Origin of the sequence: Sphingobium sp. B8D3B, from assembly GCF_025961875.1 — a bacterium.
Classification (GTDB): Bacteria; Pseudomonadota; Alphaproteobacteria; order Sphingomonadales; family Sphingomonadaceae; genus Sphingobium.
Map to the genome: position 1 here is coordinate 784,215 of NZ_JAOQON010000001.1, position 17,944 is coordinate 802,158.

Annotated in this window: 15 protein-coding genes; 11 read left to right on the top strand and 4 right to left on the bottom strand. The window is 63.6% G+C overall.

The annotated features are described in order from the left end of the window. Positions 1 to 132: 132 nt before the first annotated feature. The 4 genes from eno (at position 133) to M2343_RS03640 (ending at position 4,447) form a co-directional block, all read left to right on the top strand. On the top strand, positions 133 to 1,407 hold the full coding sequence (gene eno, locus M2343_RS03625; protein ID WP_264575629.1) for a phosphopyruvate hydratase: 1,275 nt from the start codon (positions 133 to 135) through the stop codon (positions 1,405 to 1,407). Between the two features lie 141 nt (positions 1,408 to 1,548). Continuing rightward, positions 1,549 to 1,860 carry an FtsB family cell division protein gene (locus M2343_RS03630; RefSeq protein ID WP_181559912.1) on the top strand — a complete coding sequence of 104 codons (312 nt, stop codon included), beginning with the start codon at positions 1,549 to 1,551 and terminating at the stop codon, positions 1,858 to 1,860. Between the two features lie 119 nt (positions 1,861 to 1,979). Continuing rightward, positions 1,980 to 3,053: a pyruvate dehydrogenase (acetyl-transferring) E1 component subunit alpha gene (pdhA, locus tag M2343_RS03635; RefSeq protein ID WP_264575630.1), complete on the top strand. Its 1,074-nt coding sequence runs from the start codon at positions 1,980 to 1,982 to the stop codon at positions 3,051 to 3,053. Then, positions 3,053 to 4,447, top strand: coding sequence for a pyruvate dehydrogenase complex E1 component subunit beta (locus M2343_RS03640; protein WP_264570608.1), 1,395 nt, complete (start codon positions 3,053 to 3,055; stop codon positions 4,445 to 4,447). Before pdhA ends, M2343_RS03640 begins: the two co-directional genes overlap by 1 nt. Positions 4,448 to 4,552: 105 nt before the next feature. Here the strand turns inward: M2343_RS03640 and M2343_RS03645 are convergent, their stop codons facing one another. Further along, positions 4,553 to 5,071, bottom strand: a complete 519-nt coding sequence (locus tag M2343_RS03645) for a nuclear transport factor 2 family protein (RefSeq protein WP_181559909.1) — start codon at positions 5,069 to 5,071, stop codon at positions 4,553 to 4,555. 179 nt (positions 5,072 to 5,250) lie between these two features. Between M2343_RS03645 and M2343_RS03650 the strand changes: the two genes are divergently transcribed. The 5 genes from M2343_RS03650 to M2343_RS03670 all read left to right on the top strand — a co-directional run bounded on the left by M2343_RS03650 (position 5,251) and on the right by M2343_RS03670 (position 12,721). Then, on the top strand, positions 5,251 to 6,684 hold the full coding sequence (locus M2343_RS03650; RefSeq protein WP_264575631.1) for an MFS transporter: 1,434 nt from the start codon (positions 5,251 to 5,253) through the stop codon (positions 6,682 to 6,684). A gap of 94 nt (positions 6,685 to 6,778) precedes the next feature. Beyond that, positions 6,779 to 8,209 (top strand): NAD-dependent succinate-semialdehyde dehydrogenase, encoded by a 1,431-nt coding sequence (locus M2343_RS03655; protein ID WP_181559908.1) that lies wholly within the window; start codon positions 6,779 to 6,781, stop codon positions 8,207 to 8,209. 69 nt (positions 8,210 to 8,278) lie between these two features. Beyond that, positions 8,279 to 9,331 (top strand): amidohydrolase family protein, encoded by a 1,053-nt coding sequence (locus tag M2343_RS03660; protein ID WP_264570604.1) that lies wholly within the window; start codon positions 8,279 to 8,281, stop codon positions 9,329 to 9,331. Beyond that, a complete protein-coding gene (locus M2343_RS03665; RefSeq protein WP_264575632.1) occupies positions 9,328 to 10,941 on the top strand; it encodes an MFS transporter in 1,614 nt (537 codons plus the stop codon). The genes M2343_RS03660 and M2343_RS03665 overlap by 4 nt, the downstream gene beginning before the upstream one ends. A 121-nt stretch (positions 10,942 to 11,062) precedes the next feature. Further along, positions 11,063 to 12,721: a GMC family oxidoreductase gene (locus tag M2343_RS03670; protein ID WP_264575633.1), complete on the top strand. Its 1,659-nt coding sequence runs from the start codon at positions 11,063 to 11,065 to the stop codon at positions 12,719 to 12,721. Positions 12,722 to 12,773: 52 nt separating this feature from the next. Here the strand turns inward: M2343_RS03670 and M2343_RS03675 are convergent, their stop codons facing one another. The 3 genes from M2343_RS03675 to M2343_RS03685 all read right to left on the bottom strand — a co-directional run bounded on the left by M2343_RS03675 (position 12,774) and on the right by M2343_RS03685 (position 15,867). Next, positions 12,774 to 13,772, bottom strand: coding sequence for an LLM class flavin-dependent oxidoreductase (locus M2343_RS03675; RefSeq protein ID WP_264575634.1), 999 nt, complete (start codon positions 13,770 to 13,772; stop codon positions 12,774 to 12,776). 61 nt (positions 13,773 to 13,833) lie between these two features. Beyond that, positions 13,834 to 14,295: a DUF3237 domain-containing protein gene (locus M2343_RS03680; protein WP_181559904.1), complete on the bottom strand. Its 462-nt coding sequence runs from the start codon at positions 14,293 to 14,295 to the stop codon at positions 13,834 to 13,836. A 93-nt stretch (positions 14,296 to 14,388) separates the two neighbouring features. Beyond that, a complete protein-coding gene (locus M2343_RS03685; protein ID WP_264575635.1) occupies positions 14,389 to 15,867 on the bottom strand; it encodes a carotenoid oxygenase family protein in 1,479 nt (492 codons plus the stop codon). A 133-nt stretch (positions 15,868 to 16,000) separates the two neighbouring features. Here M2343_RS03685 and M2343_RS03690 point away from each other — a divergent pair, with 133 nt between their 5' ends. Further along, positions 16,001 to 16,477 (top strand): MarR family winged helix-turn-helix transcriptional regulator, encoded by a 477-nt coding sequence (locus tag M2343_RS03690; RefSeq protein ID WP_264575636.1) that lies wholly within the window; start codon positions 16,001 to 16,003, stop codon positions 16,475 to 16,477. A gap of 97 nt (positions 16,478 to 16,574) precedes the next feature. Then, positions 16,575 to 17,876 (top strand): MFS transporter, encoded by a 1,302-nt coding sequence (locus tag M2343_RS03695; RefSeq protein ID WP_264570598.1) that lies wholly within the window; start codon positions 16,575 to 16,577, stop codon positions 17,874 to 17,876. The last annotated feature ends 68 nt before the right edge of the window (positions 17,877 to 17,944 follow it).

The following is a 17,944-nucleotide window of genomic DNA, read 5'->3' on the forward strand; positions in this document are numbered from 1 at the left end:
ACCTGCGGCGGCAAATGTTCCCGCCATTGCACAGAAACAGCAAGATAAGCCGAGCCGCCCGCCATTGCCATGAGGGAGTGCGCTCGCTAATCCGCGCCGATAATTTGCCAGACGGAAGGGGAAGGCACAGCCATGACCGCAATTCTCGACATTCACGCCCGCCAGATCCTGGACAGCCGCGGCAACCCGACGGTGGAAGTCGACGTGTTGCTAGAAGACGGCAGCTTCGGCCGCGCCGCCGTTCCCTCGGGCGCATCCACTGGCGCTTATGAGGCGGTCGAGAAGCGCGATGGCGACAAGTCCGTCTATCTCGGCAAGGGCGTTCTCCAGGCCGTCGATGCGGTCAATGGCGAGATAGCCGAAGCGATCACCGGCATGGATGCCGAGGATCAGGGCGATGTCGATGCCGCGATGATCGAGCTGGATGGCACGGAGAACAAGGCGCGGCTCGGCGCCAACGCCATTCTCGGCGTAAGCCTCGCGACGGCCAAGGCGGCCGCCGATGCGCGCGGCCTGCCGCTGTATCGCTATGTCGGCGGCGTCTCTGCCCATGTGCTGCCGGTGCCGATGATGAACATCATCAATGGCGGCGAACATGCCGACAATCCGATCGACTTCCAGGAGTTCATGATCATGCCGGTGGGCGCGGAGAGCATCGCCCATGCCGTGCAGATCGGCTCGGAAATCTTCCACACGCTCAAGAAGGGTCTGCACGACAAGGGTCTTGCGACCGGCGTGGGCGACGAGGGTGGGTTTGCGCCCAACATCGCTTCAACGGACGAAGCGCTCGACTTCATCATGCAGAGCATCGAGAAGGCCGGGTACAAGCCGGGCGAGAATGTCGTGCTGGCGCTCGATTGCGCAGCGACCGAGTTTTTCAAGAATGGCAGCTATGTGATCTCCGGCGAGGGCAAGACGCTCTCCCCGGCTGAAATGGCCGACTATCTCGCCGATCTCGTCGCGCGCTATCCGATCAAGTCGATCGAGGACGGCATGAGCGAGGACGATTTCGAGGGCTGGAAGATCCTAACCGACAAGATCGGCGACAAGTGCCAGCTGGTGGGCGACGATCTTTTCGTCACCAACCCCAAGCGCCTCGCCATGGGCATCGAGAAGGGGCTGGCCAACTCCATGCTGGTCAAGGTCAACCAGATCGGCTCGCTGACCGAGACGCTGGCTGCCGTCGATATGGCCCACCGGGCGCGCTACACCAATGTGATGTCGCACCGCTCGGGGGAGACCGAGGACGCGACCATTGCCGATCTGGCGGTGGCGACCAATTGCGGTCAGATCAAGACGGGCTCGCTGGCGCGCTCTGACCGGCTCGCCAAGTACAACCAGCTCATCCGCATCGAGGAAGAGCTGGGCGACCGCGCTTATTATGCGGGAACGTCGATTTTCCGCTGAGGCGTTTTAACGGTCCGGGTGGAGGCGAACAATCCGTTGCGCATCCCCCGGGTCGACGGCTTGTCTACAAAGTTAATGCAATTTGTCGCATTCGTTCATTTTGGGCTTGCATTGCGACGGTCGGCGTGATTCCAAGGGCCCATGGCGCATCTGGCAAAATTGAGGTTTCTTCTTGGTTCGGCGTTCACGCCGGCCATTGCCATTTTCCTGCTCCTGCTCTTCATCGGCTATGCCATCATTGGCCCGAACGGCATTCTCGCCTGGTCCGATTACAGCCGGCAGCTCAAGCAGCGGCAGGCCGAGTTGTCGGCGCTGCACAAGCAGAAGGCCGCGCTGGAGAATCGGGTGAAGCTGCTCGATCCGCGCCATGCTGATCCGGATATGGTCGACGAGCTGGTCCGCAAGCAGCTCGGCGTCACGCACCCCGATGAAGTCGTCGTTCCAATGAAATGAACATGGGTGCGGTCGACTAACCAGATTTCGCCACCCATTTAACCTATCTGGACATTGCGCTCCTGCCGGTGCCGTGCCTATAGCTGGCTGTAACAGCCACGCGAGAAGGACCTGAAACATTGGCGAAGCCAGCTTCCAGACGCGCGCAAAATGCCCCTGCATCCACTGCCATGGCGCCGTCTGCGGATCATAACCGGGAGCGCCCCGGTGAGCCCAATCCCTATGACGCGAGCCAGGAAGAGCTGCTCGAATTCTACCGTCAGATGCTGCTCATCCGCCGCTTCGAGGAGCGGGCAGGGCAGCTTTACGGTCTCGGCCTGATCGGCGGCTTCTGCCACCTCTATATCGGTCAGGAAGCGGTTGCGGTCGGCATCCAGTCCGCGTTGACGCCCGGCAAGGATAGCGTGATCACCGGCTATCGCGATCATGGCCACATGCTCGCTTATGGCATCGACCCCAAGATCATCATGGCCGAGCTGACGGGCCGCGAAGCCGGCATTTCGCGCGGCAAGGGCGGCTCGATGCACATGTTCAGCGTCGAGCATAAGTTCTTCGGCGGCCATGGCATCGTCGGCGCGCAGGTCAGCCTCGGCACCGGTCTGGCGTTCGGTCACAAATATAACGAGGATGGCGGCGTGTGCGTCGCGTACTTCGGCGACGGCGCGGCCAATCAGGGCCAGGTCTATGAGAGCTTCAACATGGCGGAGCTGTGGAAGCTCCCGATCATCTATGTGATCGAGAACAACCAATATGCCATGGGCACCTCCGTGGCGCGCTCCTCGGCCGAGGATCAGCTCTATCGTCGCGGCGAGAGCTTCCGCATTCCGGGCATCCAGGTCGATGGCATGGACGTGCTGGCCGTGCGCGGCGCCACCGAGGCGGCGCTGGAATATGTCCGGTCCGGCAAGGGGCCGATCCTGCTGGAAATGAAGACCTATCGCTATCGCGGTCACTCGATGTCCGATCCGGCGAAATATCGCTCGCGCGACGAAGTGCAGCACATGCGCGACACGTCCGATCCGATCGAGGGCCTCAAGAAGATTCTCGCCGATGCCGGCGTGAAGGAAGAGGATTTGAAGGCCATCGATACGAAGATCCGCAAGGATGTGAGCGAGGCGGCCGACTTCGCGGAAACCTCGCCCGAGCCTGACATGGCCGAACTTTATACCGATGTGCTGGTGGAGCAGTATTGATGGGTCTCGAGATCAAGATGCCGGCCCTCTCGCCGACGATGGAAGAGGGGACGCTGGCCAAGTGGCTCGTCAAGGAAGGCGATGAGGTTAAGGCCGGCGACATCATGGCCGAGATCGAGACCGACAAGGCGACGATGGAATTCGAGGCTGTCGATGAAGGCACCATCGAGAAGATCCTGATCGCCGAGGGCACCGACAATGTGAAGGTCGGCACCGTGATCGCGATGCTCTCCGGCGAAGGCGAAGAAGCGCCCGCACCGGCTGCGCAAGCCCCCAAGGCCGAAGCGCAGGCCGCGCCCAAGGCTGCGGACGAGGCTGAGGCGCCCAAGAAGGCCGAGAGCGGCACCGCCAATCTCTCCGGCAGCAAGGCCAGCGCGGTGACGGACCCGGCGATCCCGGAAGGCACGCAGATGGTCAAGACGACCGTCCGCGAGGCGCTGCGCGATGCCATGGCCGAGGAAATGCGGCGCGATCCGCGCGTGTTCCTGATGGGCGAGGAAGTCGCCGAATATCAGGGCGCCTACAAGGTCACTCAGGGCCTGCTGGACGAGTTCGGCCCCAAGCGCGTGATCGACACGCCCATCACCGAGCATGGCTTTGCCGGCATCGGCGCGGGCGCTGCGATGGGCGGTCTCAAGCCGATTGTCGAGTTCATGACCTTCAACTTCGCCATGCAGGCGATGGACCAGATCATCAACTCGGCCGCCAAGACCAATTACATGTCCGGCGGCCAGATGCGTTGCCCGATCGTGTTCCGCGGCCCCAATGGGGCGGCGAGCCGGGTTGGCGCGCAGCACAGCCAGAATTACGGTCCCTGGTATGCCGCCGTGCCGGGCCTGATCGTGATCGCGCCTTATGACAGCTCGGATGCCAAGGGCCTGCTCAAGGCGGCGATCCGCAGCGAAGATCCGGTGGTGTTCCTCGAGAACGAGCTGGTCTACGGGCGCAGCTTCGAGGTCCCGCAGCTTGACGATCATGTTTTGCCGATCGGCAAGGCACGCATCGTCCGCCCCGGCAAGGATGTGACGCTGGTGAGCTACTCGATCGGCGTTGGCGTCGCGCTGGAGGCAGCGGAAACGCTTGCCGCCGATGGCATCGATGCCGAGGTGATCGACCTGCGCACGCTGCGCCCGCTCGATACCGCAACGGTGCTGGAAAGCCTCAAAAAGACCAACCGCCTCGTGGTGGTCGAGGAAGGTTGGCCGGTCTGCTCCATCGCGAGCGAAATTGCGGCAGTCTGCATGGAGCAGGGCTTCGACGATCTCGATGCGCCCGTGCTGCGCGTGACCAACGAGGACGTGCCGCTGCCTTATGCGGCCAATCTCGAAAAGGCGGCGCTGATCGATGCGGCGCGGGTCGTGAAGGCTGCCCGCAAGGTCTGCTATCGGGACTGAGATGGGGTGGGGCGCTCATTACGGGCGCCCCGTTTCACTCAGCACAGTCATCGCTTGGCTGCCCTGGGCTCCTGCCTTTGCAGGAGCACAAGCGTGATGACATGTTTATGGCAGCCGCGCCGCGCGTCCCGGATTTTCGGCACCGGCACGACGGCCCGGTAATTGTTCGTTGAAAATCTTGCGGCTGACGAACTTCCAGGCGCCGTCCACCTTGCGCATCCTGTCCTCATAATGGCCGTAGCTGCCGATATGCGGGGTATGTCCCGTGCCGTTATTGGCAACCTCGAACCAGTAGATCACGCCCTTGGCCGTATCGCCATGCACATAGATGGCCTGATTGGTGATGAAGTGGCGCAATGTGACAGGCTGGCCTGAGCCATCGTCGCCATAATATTGCTTGATGGCTTCCTTGTAGACGCCGATTTCCTTGTAGATTTCCTCCGGTCCAACGGCGGTGCCGCCTGCCCATTCCAGCACGCCTTCGGGCGCGAACAGAGCGGCGTAGCTTTCGGCATCGCCCCAATCGAGCGCCATGAGATACTCGGCTTCAAGCTGCATGATCGCGGCGCGATCGGCGGCATAATCCTCCTGCGCCGCTGTCGGGCGTCCGGTTTCGTTCGGCATAATGATGTCCTCTCCTCTGCCTGCGCCATGGCGCAGGCAGAGGAGAGGTTAGACAAGGAGCCTCGCCTGCGCAATTAAAGCTGGACAGAATCAATCTCAGCGGTTGAAACTGGCAGGATAACGAGCCGCAGGAAATGGAACCGGTGCGGCGCCAGGGCGAGCAGAGAGGAATTCACGACATGGCAATGGCACCTCAGGCGGCACACTCCGTGCCGGGCGACGATGCTGGGGCCGCGTCGCAGCAATGGCCCTCCAGCCCGCGTGCCTATTTCGCGCTGACTGTCATCATCATCGCCACCTTCCTGAGCTTTTTCGATGCCACCGTGTTCGGGATGCTGGCGGAGCGGATCAAGGTCGATTTCGGCCTGTCCGATACGCAGCTTGGCATATTGGGTGGGCCGGCGAGCATTATCTTCTACGTGTTCGTCGGCATTCCCCTGGCCCGGCTCGTGGATATCTACCCGCGCAAGATGATCCTCGCGATCAGCGCGGCGGTGACGGGCGGCGTCACCATGCTCAGCGGTCTGGCGCAGGGCTTCGGCCAGTTCATCGCGGCGCGGATGCTGTTGGGCGCTGGTGGATCGGCGCATGGCCCCGGCTCTTATTCGCTCATTGTGGACATGTTCCGGCCCAAGAAAATCCCGATTGCCTTCGCGCTGCTGCAGTTCGGCTTCATCGGCGGCACCACGCTTGGCGTGCTGTTCGGTGGTATGATGATCGGCGCGGTATCGCATTGGGATACCAGCTATGTGTGGGGCCTGCGCATCTTCAACTGGCAGTGGATCTTGATCGGCCTCGGCCTGCTGTCCTTCCCGGCGGCGCTGCTGTTCCTACTGGTGAAGGAGCCTGCGCGGCGGGCGGCTGTGGCCGACCCCGTTGCGATACCGCAAAAGGCCAGCTTCGGCCGCAAGATCGCCACGTTCATGGGCTTCGATGCCATTCGCGGCATTCAGGCGAAAGGCATGGTCTATTACCCGCTGTTCATCGCGCTGGCGCTCAGCGCCACGGAAAGCCAGGGCATCGGTTTCTGGCGCGTTCCCTTCCTCGTGCGCACCTATGGCATGGACGAGGCGCAGATCGGCGCGGTGCTCGCGCCCATGCTGCTGGTCGCGCAGCTCGCCGGCCTCGTGCTCGGTGGCCTGATGGTCTCGTGGTTCGGCCGCAAGTATAAGGATGCGAACGTTCGCACGGCGGCGATCTGTTTCACCGCGGTCACCATCTGCACGCTGGCCGCGCCGCTGATGCCGACGGGGCACCTCGCCATGGGCGCGATGGCCGTGGCGACGCTCTTCGGCCTCGCGGGCGCGCCGGCCCAGAATGCCGCCGTGCAGCGGGTCGCGCCGCAGGCCATGCGCGGGCAGGTGACGGCGCTGTACCTGTTCATGTTTACCTTCTTCGGCGCGATGGGCAGCCTCGTGATCGGCGTCGTGGCGCAATATGTCGTGCGGGATGAGGCGCGGCTCTGGCAGGCGATCTTCATCACCGCGCTCGTGCTGCTGCCACTCGCCACGATCAGCATGTGGCGCGCGTGCAAGCCCTATCGCGAGGAAATCGAGCGCCTGGAAGCAGCAGAAGCTGCGGCTGTGAGCAAAGCAATGCCTGCGGGGAGTTGACGACTCATCATTGAGTTCTCACAGGGGATATTGCGCGACGCCGGGCTTTGGTCCGGCGTCACTCTGTTTTGCTTAGAGTCCCGAGAGGATGGCTATGACCAATTATCCTGCCCTGCACATGATCATCGATGGCGAGGCCGTGACCGGCGGTGATCGCCGAACGCAGACCATCGTCAATCCTGCGACAGGCGAGACCCTTGGCGAGCTGCCGCTGGCCACCACCGCGGATCTCGACCGCGCGCTGGAAACCGCGCAGCGCGGGTTCAATCGCTGGCGCAACTCGACGGCGCAGGAGCGCGCTGCCGTGCTCTCCGGCGCAGCGCGTCTGCTCATGGAGCGGCAGGAGACGCTGGCTCGCATCGCCACGATGGAGCAGGGCAAGACCCTGCCTGAATCCCGCATCGAAGTGATGATGGTCGCCGGCCTGTTCAATTTCTACGCGGGTGAGGTTTCGCGCCTCTATGGCCGCGCGCTGGTTCGCCCGGCCGGCATGCGCTCGACGGTGACTTATGAGCCGGTCGGCCCGGTTGCGGCCTTCTCGCCCTGGAACTTCCCGCTCGGCAATCCTGGCCGTAAGCTGGGCGCGCCGATTGCGGCGGGCTGCTCGGTGATCATGAAGTCTGCCGAAGAGACCCCGGCGTCCGCGCTCGGCGTGCTGCAGTGCCTGCTCGATGCCGGCCTGCCCAAGGACGTCGCGCAGGCCGTGTTCGGCGTGCCCGATGAGGTGTCGCGCCACCTGCTCGCTTCGCCGATCATCCGCAAGCTCAGCTTCACCGGCTCGACCGTGATCGGCAAGCATCTCGCCAAGCTGGCGGCCGAAGACCTGAAGCGCACCACCATGGAACTCGGTGGTCACGGCCCGGTACTGGTGTTCGACGATGTCGACGTGGACCGCGTGCTGGATGTCATGGTCGGCCACAAATATCGCAACGCCGGCCAGGTCTGCGTCTCGCCAACCCGCTTCATCGTGCAGGAAAATGTCTACGAGCGGTTCCGCGACGGGTTCGCGAGCCGTGCCAAGGCGCTCAAGGTCGGCAACGGCCTTGAGGATGGCATCCAGATGGGCCCGATGGCCAATGAGCGTCGCCCGGATGCCATGGAGCGCCTCATCGGTGGCGCTGTCAGCAGCGGCGCCAAGCTCAACGCGGGCGGCGAGCGCATCGGCAATCAGGGCTTCTTCTATGCTCCGTCCGTGCTTAGCGAGATCCCGCTCGATGCCGAGATCATGAACGAGGAGCCGTTCGGCCCGGTCGCGCTCATCAATCCGTTCGGCAAGGTCGACGACATGATCGCGGAGGCCAATCGGCTGCCTTATGGTCTCGCCGCTTACAGCTGGACGGACGACGTCAAGCTGCAGCGCCGCGTGGCGCGGGAAGTCGAGACCGGCATGCTCGGCGTGAACAGCGTTGCCATCGGCGGTGCGGACTCGCCGTTCGGCGGCGTCAAGTGGTCGGGCCACGGCCATGAGGATGGCCCCGAGGGCCTCCACGCCTGCCTCGTGACCAAGGTCGTCCACGAAGGCTGATCCAGAATACAAGCCCCGGTGCCCGTGCAGGCGCCGGGGCTTTCTTTCCCCATTTCTCAGGAGAGTAACATGACCCACGCGCTCAACACCGGCGGCGATCGCGGCTATCTTCGCATCGCGACCGAAGAGGCTTTTGCGACGGCCGAACAGCTCGACGCCTTTCTGAAGCTGGTCAAAGAAGGCCGGGCCGACAAGGCTACCACGTCGCTCTGGGGTTTCTACGGCACGTCGCCTTCCGAGCGGACCCAGTTCATTCGCGATCGACTACTCGATCTGGACGATCTGCGCATTCAGGCGATGGACGAGACCGGAATCGACGTCGCCATTCTTTCCCTGACATCGCCCGGTGGACAGGCATTCGAGACCGATGAAGCCAAGACGCTGGTCCGCAATGCCAACGACGTTCTGAAGGCCGCCTGCGAACGCCACCCGTCGCGCTATGTCGGCATGGTCTCCATCGTCCCGCAGGACGTGCAGTGGTCCGTCGAGGAAATCGCACGCGGCAAGAACGAGCTGGGCTTCAAGGGCGTGATGGTCAACAGCCACACCAAGGGTCACTATCTCGATGAAGAGCAGTTCGACCCCATCCTGAAGGCCTGCGCCGACAATAATCTGCCGCTTTACATCCACCCGCAGTCGCCGCCGGATGCGATGATCGCCGGCATGGTCGAGGCTGGCCTCGATGGCGCGATCTTCGGCTTCGGTGTCGAGACCGGCTACCATCTGCTGCGTATCCTGACGACGGGTGTGTTCGACCGCTATCCCAACCTGACCGTGTGCGTCGGCCATGGCGGCGAGGCGATCCCCTACTGGCTGTTCCGCATGAATTACATGCATCAGGCAGGCGTCCGCTCGAAGCGCTACGAGCGCCTCAAGCCGCTCAACCACGACCTGTTCCACTACATGCGCAACAATGTCTGCGTGACGACGAGCGGCATGGCTTGTCCGCTGGCGATCAAGCTGTGCATCGATCAGCTCGGTGAGGACCGGGTGATGTACGCGATGGATTATCCCTATGAATATGTCGCCGATGAGGTGCGCACGCACGACAATCTCGACATTTCTGCAGAAGCCAAGAAGAAGCTGATGCAGACCAATGCCGAGCGGGTCTTCAACCTGTGACGACCCCGCCGGTGTCGGGCCGGGTGACCGGCACCGCCTGGTATGCGCTGGCGTTGGTGGCTCTCACCAACGCCATGTCGCTGCTGGATCGCAACATCCTCGCCATTCTCGCGCCGCGCATCAAGGCGGACCTGCAGATTGGCGATGCCGAGCTGGGGCTGCTGTACGGAACGGTGTTCGCGCTGTTCTATGCGCTGTTCTCCCTGCCGCTCGGTCGCTTGTCGGACGGCTGGATTCGCACGCGCATCCTGGCCATCGCCATCGCCTTCTGGTCCTTCTCGAGCGGCCTCGCGGCCTTTGCGAGCGGCTTTGCGATGCTGGCGATTTCCCGGCTGGGCGTGGGTATCGGCGAGGGGGCAACGTCCCCAGCCGGCACATCCTTGCTGTTCGATTATTTCCCCAAGCATCGGCGTGGCCTAGTGATGGGCACCATCGCGGCGTCCATCGCGGTGGGCCTTGGCATGTCCAATGTCGTCGGCGGTGTCGCGGCGCAATGGTGGGAAACGCTTTACCCGGCGGGGCAAGCGCCGCTGCGGCTGGCAGGCTGGCAGTTCGCCTTTCTGGTTGCGTCCATTCCGGGCCTCATCCTCGCTCTGCTGCTGTGGCACCTCAAGGAGCCTCAGCGCGGCGCGATGGATGGCATCCCGTCCCGGCCCGATCCGGCGCCGTTCCGCTCGAGCCTCGCGCTGCTCGGTGCGGTGACGCCCGGCACCAATTTGCTGAGCCTTGCCGCCAGCAAGGCCAGTGCCCGCCACTGGACCGCCAATATCGGCGTCATGGTGCTCGTGGTCGGCCTGATGGCGCTGTTCGTGCATCTGGCTTCGGCCTTCTCGCCGCGCCCGGCGCTCAGTTTCGGTGGCGTGCCGCTCAATCCCCACATCCTGCAATGGGGCGTGATGGGCTTTGGCATCATCGTGATCTTCAACCTGTTGCAGCGGCTGGCGCTTGCCGATCCGCCGACCTATCAGGTGACGGTGCGCTCGCCGGCCCTGATGATCGCGATTGCGGTCGGCGCGCTGCAGACGGTGATCAATTACGGCATCATGGGCTTCACGCCCGCCTTCATCATGCAGACCTATGGCACATCGCCCGCAGAAACAGGCGTCACCTTCGGCCTGCTCTCGCTGGTGATCGGTGTGATCGGCCCGATGATTTCGGGGCCTCTGGCTGACTGGTTCGACAAGTCCATGCCGGCGACCGGCCGCGTGTATCTCACGCTGTTCGCGCTCGGCGTCTCGCCACTCATCGGGGTCTGGACCTATCATGCGCCGGATGCGTTCGGCTTCTACAGCCGCTTCGTCCTCTACAGCGTCATCCTCACCTGCTGGATGCCGCCGCTCTACTCGCTGATCTACGGACTTGTGCTGCCTCGCATGCGCGGCATCACCGCGAGCACCTATCTCATCATCTCCACCATTTTCGGCCTCGGCATGGGGCCTTATCTGGTCGGGATGATCTCGGATGCCACGGGTGATCTGCGCACCGCGATCCTCAGCGTCAACTGGATGGCGATTCCCATCATCATCCTGCTGGTCATTCTCCTCACCCGCATCCGCAAGGACGAGAGCCTCATTCTGGTTCGCGCCCGGGATGCAGGGGAGCCTGTCTGATGCTTTGACCTGCTTAGCATCCTCTCATTGTTGACTTTGTTCGAAATGGCGCTTTGTGTCATAAGAACTGAGTCGAGCCGCGCGGGGGACGTGCGCGGTGCAATGAGAGGATGACAAGAGCATGACGGACGAGAGAACTGTCGATTACGTGATCGTCGGAGCGGGTAGCGCGGGATGCGTTCTCGCCAACCGGCTCTCGGCGGATCGGGGCACGGAAGTCGTCCTGCTCGAGGCTGGCGGCGATGACCGCCCGACGCGGGAATTGAGCCAGTTCCGCTCCAACATGATGATCCATATCCCGATCGGTTTCGGCAAGACGCTGAACGATCCCAAGGTCAACTGGCTGTATGAGACGGAGGTCGACGAGGGCTCAGGCGGTCGCCCCCACAAATGGCCCAAGGGCAAGGTGCTCGGCGGCTCGTCTTCGCTTAACGGCATGCTCTATGTGCGCGGCCAGTCGGCCGACTACGATGGCTGGCGCCAGATGGGCAATGAGGGCTGGGCGTGGGACGACGTGCTGCCCTATTTCAAGAAGAGCGAAGACCAGACCCGTGGCGCCATGGAAGGTCATGCGCAGGGCGGTGAGCTGGCTGTCTCCGACTTCCCCGAGCATCACCCGATCAGCAAGGCCGTCATCGATGCCTGTGTCGAGGCTGGCTATGCCTATAAGGATGATCTGAACGACGGCGATCAGGAGGGCACCAGCTGGTTCCAGATGACCGCGCGCAACGGCAAGCGTTGCTCGACGGCGGTGGGCTTCCTCCATCCGGTCATGGACCGCGTCAATCTCACGGTCGAACTGCGCGCCATGACGACGCGCATCCTCTTCGAGGGCAAGCGCGCGGTGGGGGTTGAGTTCGTCCAGCATGGTCGCCTGCGCCGCGTGAAGGTGCGCAAGGAAGTGATCCTTGCAGCCGGCGCGGTCGAGAGCCCCAAGCTGCTGGAAATCTCCGGCATTGGGCAGGGCGGGGTCGTCCGGGAGCTGGGCGTGAAGCTGGTGCACGAGCTGCCCGGCGTCGGCGAGAACCTGCAGGACCACTATATGATCGGCTGCCAGGCGCGGCTGAAGCCGGGCACGCCGTCGGTCAACTCGATGGCCAGCGGGCTGCCGCTGATCGGCCAGGTGCTCAAATATGGCATGACCCGTAAGGGCCTGCTTTCCTACGCGGTGGCGCATGGTTGCACCTTCCTGCGCTCGCGCGAAGGGCTGGAGACGCCGGACATCCAGATCCACACCATGGCGGCGTCCATGGATCTGGAAGTGCTGAACGCCAAGCAGCAGCTGGCGCTGGAGAAGGAGCCGGGCATGGCCTCCAACCCCTGCCAGCTGCGCCCGGAATCGCGCGGGCACATCCACGCCCGCTCACCCGATGGCACGCAGGCCCCCAAGATCACGCCCAATTATCTGCAGGACCCGATCGACCAGCAGATGGCCGTCACGCAGCTCAAGATCATTCGCGAAATCTGGCAGCAGCCGGCAATCGCCAAATATCTGGCCGGCCCCGATCCGTTCGGCGAGACGGACGATCAGATGTTCTTCTATGCGCAGGTCGCCGGCGGCACGCTGTATCACGCCGTCGGCACGGCGCGCATGGGCAGCGACCCCAAGGCGGTGGTCGATGCGCGTCTTCGCGTCCACGGCGTTCAGGGCCTGCGCGTGGTCGATGCCTCGATCATGCCCAAGATCGTCTCCGGCAACACCAATGCCGCGACGATCATGATCGGCGAGAAGGGATCGGAAATGATCCTGGAAGACGCGAAGAAACTCGCACCGGCCTGAACGGGCCAGCGTGCGGCTTCAATGCTGAACGAAAAACGAAGCCGCCTGCGCGTCAGGCGGCTTCGGTCATTTCATGGAAGGCTTGCGCGATCAGCGTGAGCGACTTGGTGCGGGCCTGCGGATCGAAAGCGGGGCTGTGGACGATCACCTCATCCACCCGCGTCCGCTGGACGAACTGGCGCAGGCCGCGCGCGACATCATCGACCGTGCCGAACGCGCTGCATTGCATGACATGCCCCAGCATCGCGCTGAGCGATGGATCGAGGCTCGCGACATAATTCTCCACCGGCGGAGGTAGCTTGCCGGGGCGGCCGGTGCGCAGCGCCACGAAGTTCTGCATCATGGAGCTGGCGACATATTCCGCCTCCGCCACCGTGTCCGCAGCGACGACGCTCATCGCCGCCGCCGCATAGGGTTCGCGCAGAGAGGCGGACGGGCGGAAATCGCGGCGATAGATGGTCAGCGCTTCATCCAGCAGATCGGGCGCGAAATGCGAGGCGAAGGCGTAGGGCATCCCGAGTGCCGCCGCGAGTTGCGCGCCGAACAGGCTGGACCCCAGAATCCACATGTCGATCTGCGCACCGCGCCCAGGCACGGCGAGCAGGCCGAGGTCAGGCTCACCGGTAAAGTGAGCGCGCAATTCCACCACGCTGCGGGGAAATTCCTCGGCCTCTTGCCGGGTGTCATGGCGGATGGCGCGGGCCAGTCGGCCGTCGGCGCCGGGTGCACGCCCGAGGCCGAGATCGACACGGCCGGGGAAGAGCGCGTCCAGCGTGCCGAACTGCTCGGCGATGATATAGGGTGAGTGATTGGGCAGCATGATGCCGCCCGAGCCGACGCGGATGGTCTTGGTCGCCCGCCCGGCCTCAGCGATGATGAGCGCGGTGGCCGCTGCTGCCACGCCGGCCATGCCGTGATGTTCGGCGATCCAGTAGCGATGATAGCCGAGTGCTTCGGCATGGGCGGCGAGCGGGCCGACGCGCTTGATCGCATCGCCGGCGCTCTCGCCTTCGACAACGTTGACGAGGTCAAGGAAGCTGAGTTTGGTCATCGATCCAAGATGGGATCGGCACCCCCGCTACGCAACCGGTGGCGGGCGGGGCGTGTGGGGGTCAGGTGACGCGCCAGACCCACAATTTGATGCCCGCCTTGTAGCGCGCGCCCGAGCAGACGAAGATGCTGCGGTTCATCCAGTCATATTTGCCTTCCGGCGCGATGAATTCCGGCACGGTGCGGAAATAATAGTCCGCCGGATCGACCTCGTCGCCTGCCGCCAGTCGCGCCATCACGTCGGGCGGGCCATGGCGCAGGCCACGATTGCGGATCTGGATGACGACGCCGTCATCGGTCTGCAGCGCGTAAAGGGCATCGGCGACGGTGACGCCGTCGGGCCGGGTGAGCTGGAAGTCGGCGGCGTTGCCGAGCAGCTTGCCCTTGATGAGCGGGCCTTCGACCCGGCCGCCCTCGAAGATGGGGATGATGCGGCGGGTGCCATCGACGGTGTTGCCGAGCGGCACCGGCGCGCCGAGATCGCCGCCGGCTTCATAGACGAATTCCAGGCCGGGCTGAATCATGAACGTGCTTCCTTGAGACTTGAAGTTTGAGGCGGCAGCCCCGGCGCGCACCCAGGAGCGCGCGCCAGGGCTGTGGCTGGATGATCGCTAGGGTCAGGCGGCTTCGCGTTCCAGGCCGATCTGGTCCGCGCTGGCCCAGTTGCCGTGCAGGCCAAAGCGCAGCGCGAAGGGGATGTGGATCGTGGCGACCGGTCCCTTCTCGATGTCCAGCGCTTCGAAGATCAGCAGGTCGCTCTTGTGGTCGGCCAGGCGATTGCAGACCTGCACGATCCACCCGTCGCCTTCCGGCGCGTCTTTGGAGCGGGGCACGAAGGCCGGCTCCTGCAGCGAGGAGGTGGGGCCGCACCACCAATGCTGCTCCTTGCCGGTCTGATGGTCGATCAGGAATAGGCAGTTCATCAGGAAGCCGCCGGCGCTGCCGCCCTTGAGCTCGACCGGACGCTTCATGTCCATCTCCAGCATCCAGCCATAGCGATAGGGCAGGCCGGTGACGCGGTCGTCGATCCGGGGGAATTCGCCCGACGTCTCCGTGAGGCGGGTGACGCTGTCGAACTCGTCGCTGTTGGAGGCCATGTCGACCGTCCAGCGGGTGAGGTAGCTCGCCGCCTGCTGCGGGTTGAAGGGCGCGCCGTGCACGTCCGGGAAGAAGGGGAACATGTTGTTCGCCGCTTCCGGCACGTCGATATGGACCTTGGTGCCGTCCTGATAGGCGTTCATCACATGCGACGCGAAGCAATTGTCGCGCTTGAACCAGCGGATGTCCTCCTGCTTCACATCGTCACGGCGCGGGATGATGCCGAGGTAGACGGGCAGGGTGGTGTCGAAGCCGAAGTGAGGCAGGCCCTTTTCCAGGCGCTCCCAGCTGCCTATCGAGGGCACGATGTGCAGGACCAGATAATCCTTGGTCACGCCGAAATCGTGCATCATGCAGTAATAGGGTGCCTTGAACCACAGTTCGCGGACCAGTTCGCCTTCAGGGCTGACCTCATACAGACACACATCGTCGGAGCACAGGCCGCTTGCGGCATAGCCGATGGCGACCATGTTGCCGGTGAGCGGGTCGATCTTGGGATGCGCGGTGAAGGTCTGGCCGGTCATCTTGCCGCCGAACTTCTCGAAGCCGATGGTCTCCATCGTGTCCGGCTCCATGACGAGGGACGGGCTGTCCTCCTTCATGGCCCAGAGCTTGCCGGCGAACACGAAGGCGTTGGTGTTCGCGGTCGAGCGATACTCGCCCTTGACGGATTCATCGTCCGTCAGCGGATTGCGATAGGCACCGAAGAGCGCCTTGCCGGCCTCGTTCTCCAGCTTCCACTTGGCGGTCTTGGCCCAGCGCTGCTTGATATCGCACTGGCCATCATGAATGTGGAAGCGCGTGATCATGCCATCCCCGTTGAAGCTGATGTCATCGCCCAGGCGGGGCGGGAATTGCGGGTCCGGCTGCACGCGGAAGAAGGCGCCATTCAGCTCGGGCGGAATCGTGCCCTCATGCACGAGATTCGGAATGTCGCATTCGATGCGAGACGGGCTGTTGAAACCTGTGAAAGCGGGGGTATTGGGGAATTGCGCCATAGCTTGCTCCTCTTGCGCAGGTTTGTATGCTATGCATACCAATTGGGCAATTCCCATTGCTTAATCAATGGCCGAACCGTTCCGGTTCTCGGGGGTAAAGATTTTGGAAGCACGCGCACGTCAACGTCCTCTTGTGGCCGCCAAGGGTGGTGGAAGTGCGACGCCATCGCCTGCGCCCGCGCAGATCGACGACGATATCGGCGCGATCGACGACATTATCGGCTTCCATATCCGCCTTGCCCATGGCGCGGCCTACCGCCATTTCACCGAGACTTTTTCCGAGCTCGGGCTGACCCAGAAGATGGTCTCCGTCCTCTGGCTGATCAGCGATCATCCGCACATCGCGCAGGCCGATATCGGCCGCCGCCTGCAGATGGACCGGGCGACGACGATGGCGATCATCAACCGGTTGGAAGCGCGCGGCCTATTGGTGCGCGGCGCCTCCACGCTGGATCGGCGCCGGCAGACGCTCACGCTGACTGCGGATGGGCAGGCGGCCCTGAGCGACGCGCGGCGCTGCATCGACGAGCATGAGCAATGGCTCAAGTCGCGTTTTACCAAGCGAGAAGCGACATTGCTCATCGAACTTTTGCGCCGTATTCACGAGTAGATTCGGCCTGTGAGGTCGCCGATGCGGTCCACTGCCTGGAGAGGAAAGCCCAACCATGTCATCGTCTGATCCTGTTGAGATCATTAATGAGTCGCCGATGTCCGTTCGGCAGTGGATTGTCGTGGTCTTGATGATCCTGCTGAACGCCCTGGACGGTTTCGACGTGCTGTCGAGCGCCTTCGCGGCGCCGGGCATTTCGGCGGAATGGGGCATCCCGCGCTCGGCGCTGGGCATCGTCCTCTCGGCCGAGCTGGTCGGCATGGGCTTCGGCTCGGTCATCCTCGGTGGTGTCGCAGACCGCATCGGCCGCAAGGACACGATGCTGATCTGCCTCTTCGTCATGGCGATCGGCATGTATCTGGCCCATGCCGCGACCGGCGTGACGCTCCTGACGGTATGGCGCTTCGTCACCGGCCTCGGCATCGGCGGGATGCTGGCGGCGACCAACGCCGTGACGGCGGAATCGACCAGCAAATCCTCGCGCAGCCTCGCCATGGCGCTTTACGTCATCGGCTACCCGATCGGCGGCGTGGTAGGCGGCTTTGCCGCGCAGAGCTGGCTGCTGGTGGAATATGATTGGCGCGCGGTGTTCATGTTCGGCGCCGTGGTGACCGCGATCATGATCCCACTTGTTTTCTTCCTCGTGCCGGAGACGCCTGCATTCTACGCCGCGCGCCGGCCCGCGAACGTGATCGAGAAGGTCAACCGCTCGCTCCGCGCGCTGCGCAAGCGGACCATCGAGGCGCTGCCGCCACTGCGCACGGAAGGACCGCAGCCCAAGGTCACCGACATCCTGTCCAAGCCGGGCCTGCGCAAGGTCACCTGGCTGTTGGCCTTCGGCTACATGTTCCACACGCTCACCTTCTACTACATCCTCAAGTTCGCAGTGCAGATCGTCGCGGATTCCGGCTTCTCGCAGGCCGATGCTGCCAGCACGCTCACCTGGGCCAATATCGGCGGTGCGATTGGCGGCGGCCTGTTCGGCTTCCTGCTCAAGAAATGGGACATCAAGGGGCCGACGATTGCCATGATGATTGCCGGCGTGGTTGCGGTGGCATGGTTCGGCATGGGGCATGGCGAGCTTGGCGAATGGCGCGTGGCGGCATTCCTGTCGATGTTCTTCCTCAACGCGGCCATTGTGGGCTTCTATGCCGCCTTTGCGCGGGGCTTCCCGGCCTATGCTCGCGCCACGGGTACGGGCTTTGTCCTCGGCGTGGGGCGCGCTGGCGCGGCTGGCTCGCCCATCGTCGCCGGCTTGCTCTTCGACGTGCTAGGCAAGGGCGAGTTGCTCACCGTATCGCTCATCATGAGCCTGGGTTCGGTATGCGCCATCTTCATGCTGCTGTTGCTGCCGATGCGTGATGGCGATGCGATTGCGCAAGCCGAGGCCAAGGCCTGAGATATGGGGCCGCCGCCCCCGTCCATGCGGGGCGGCGGATCATCAGATACTGACGATGTGACGAGAGC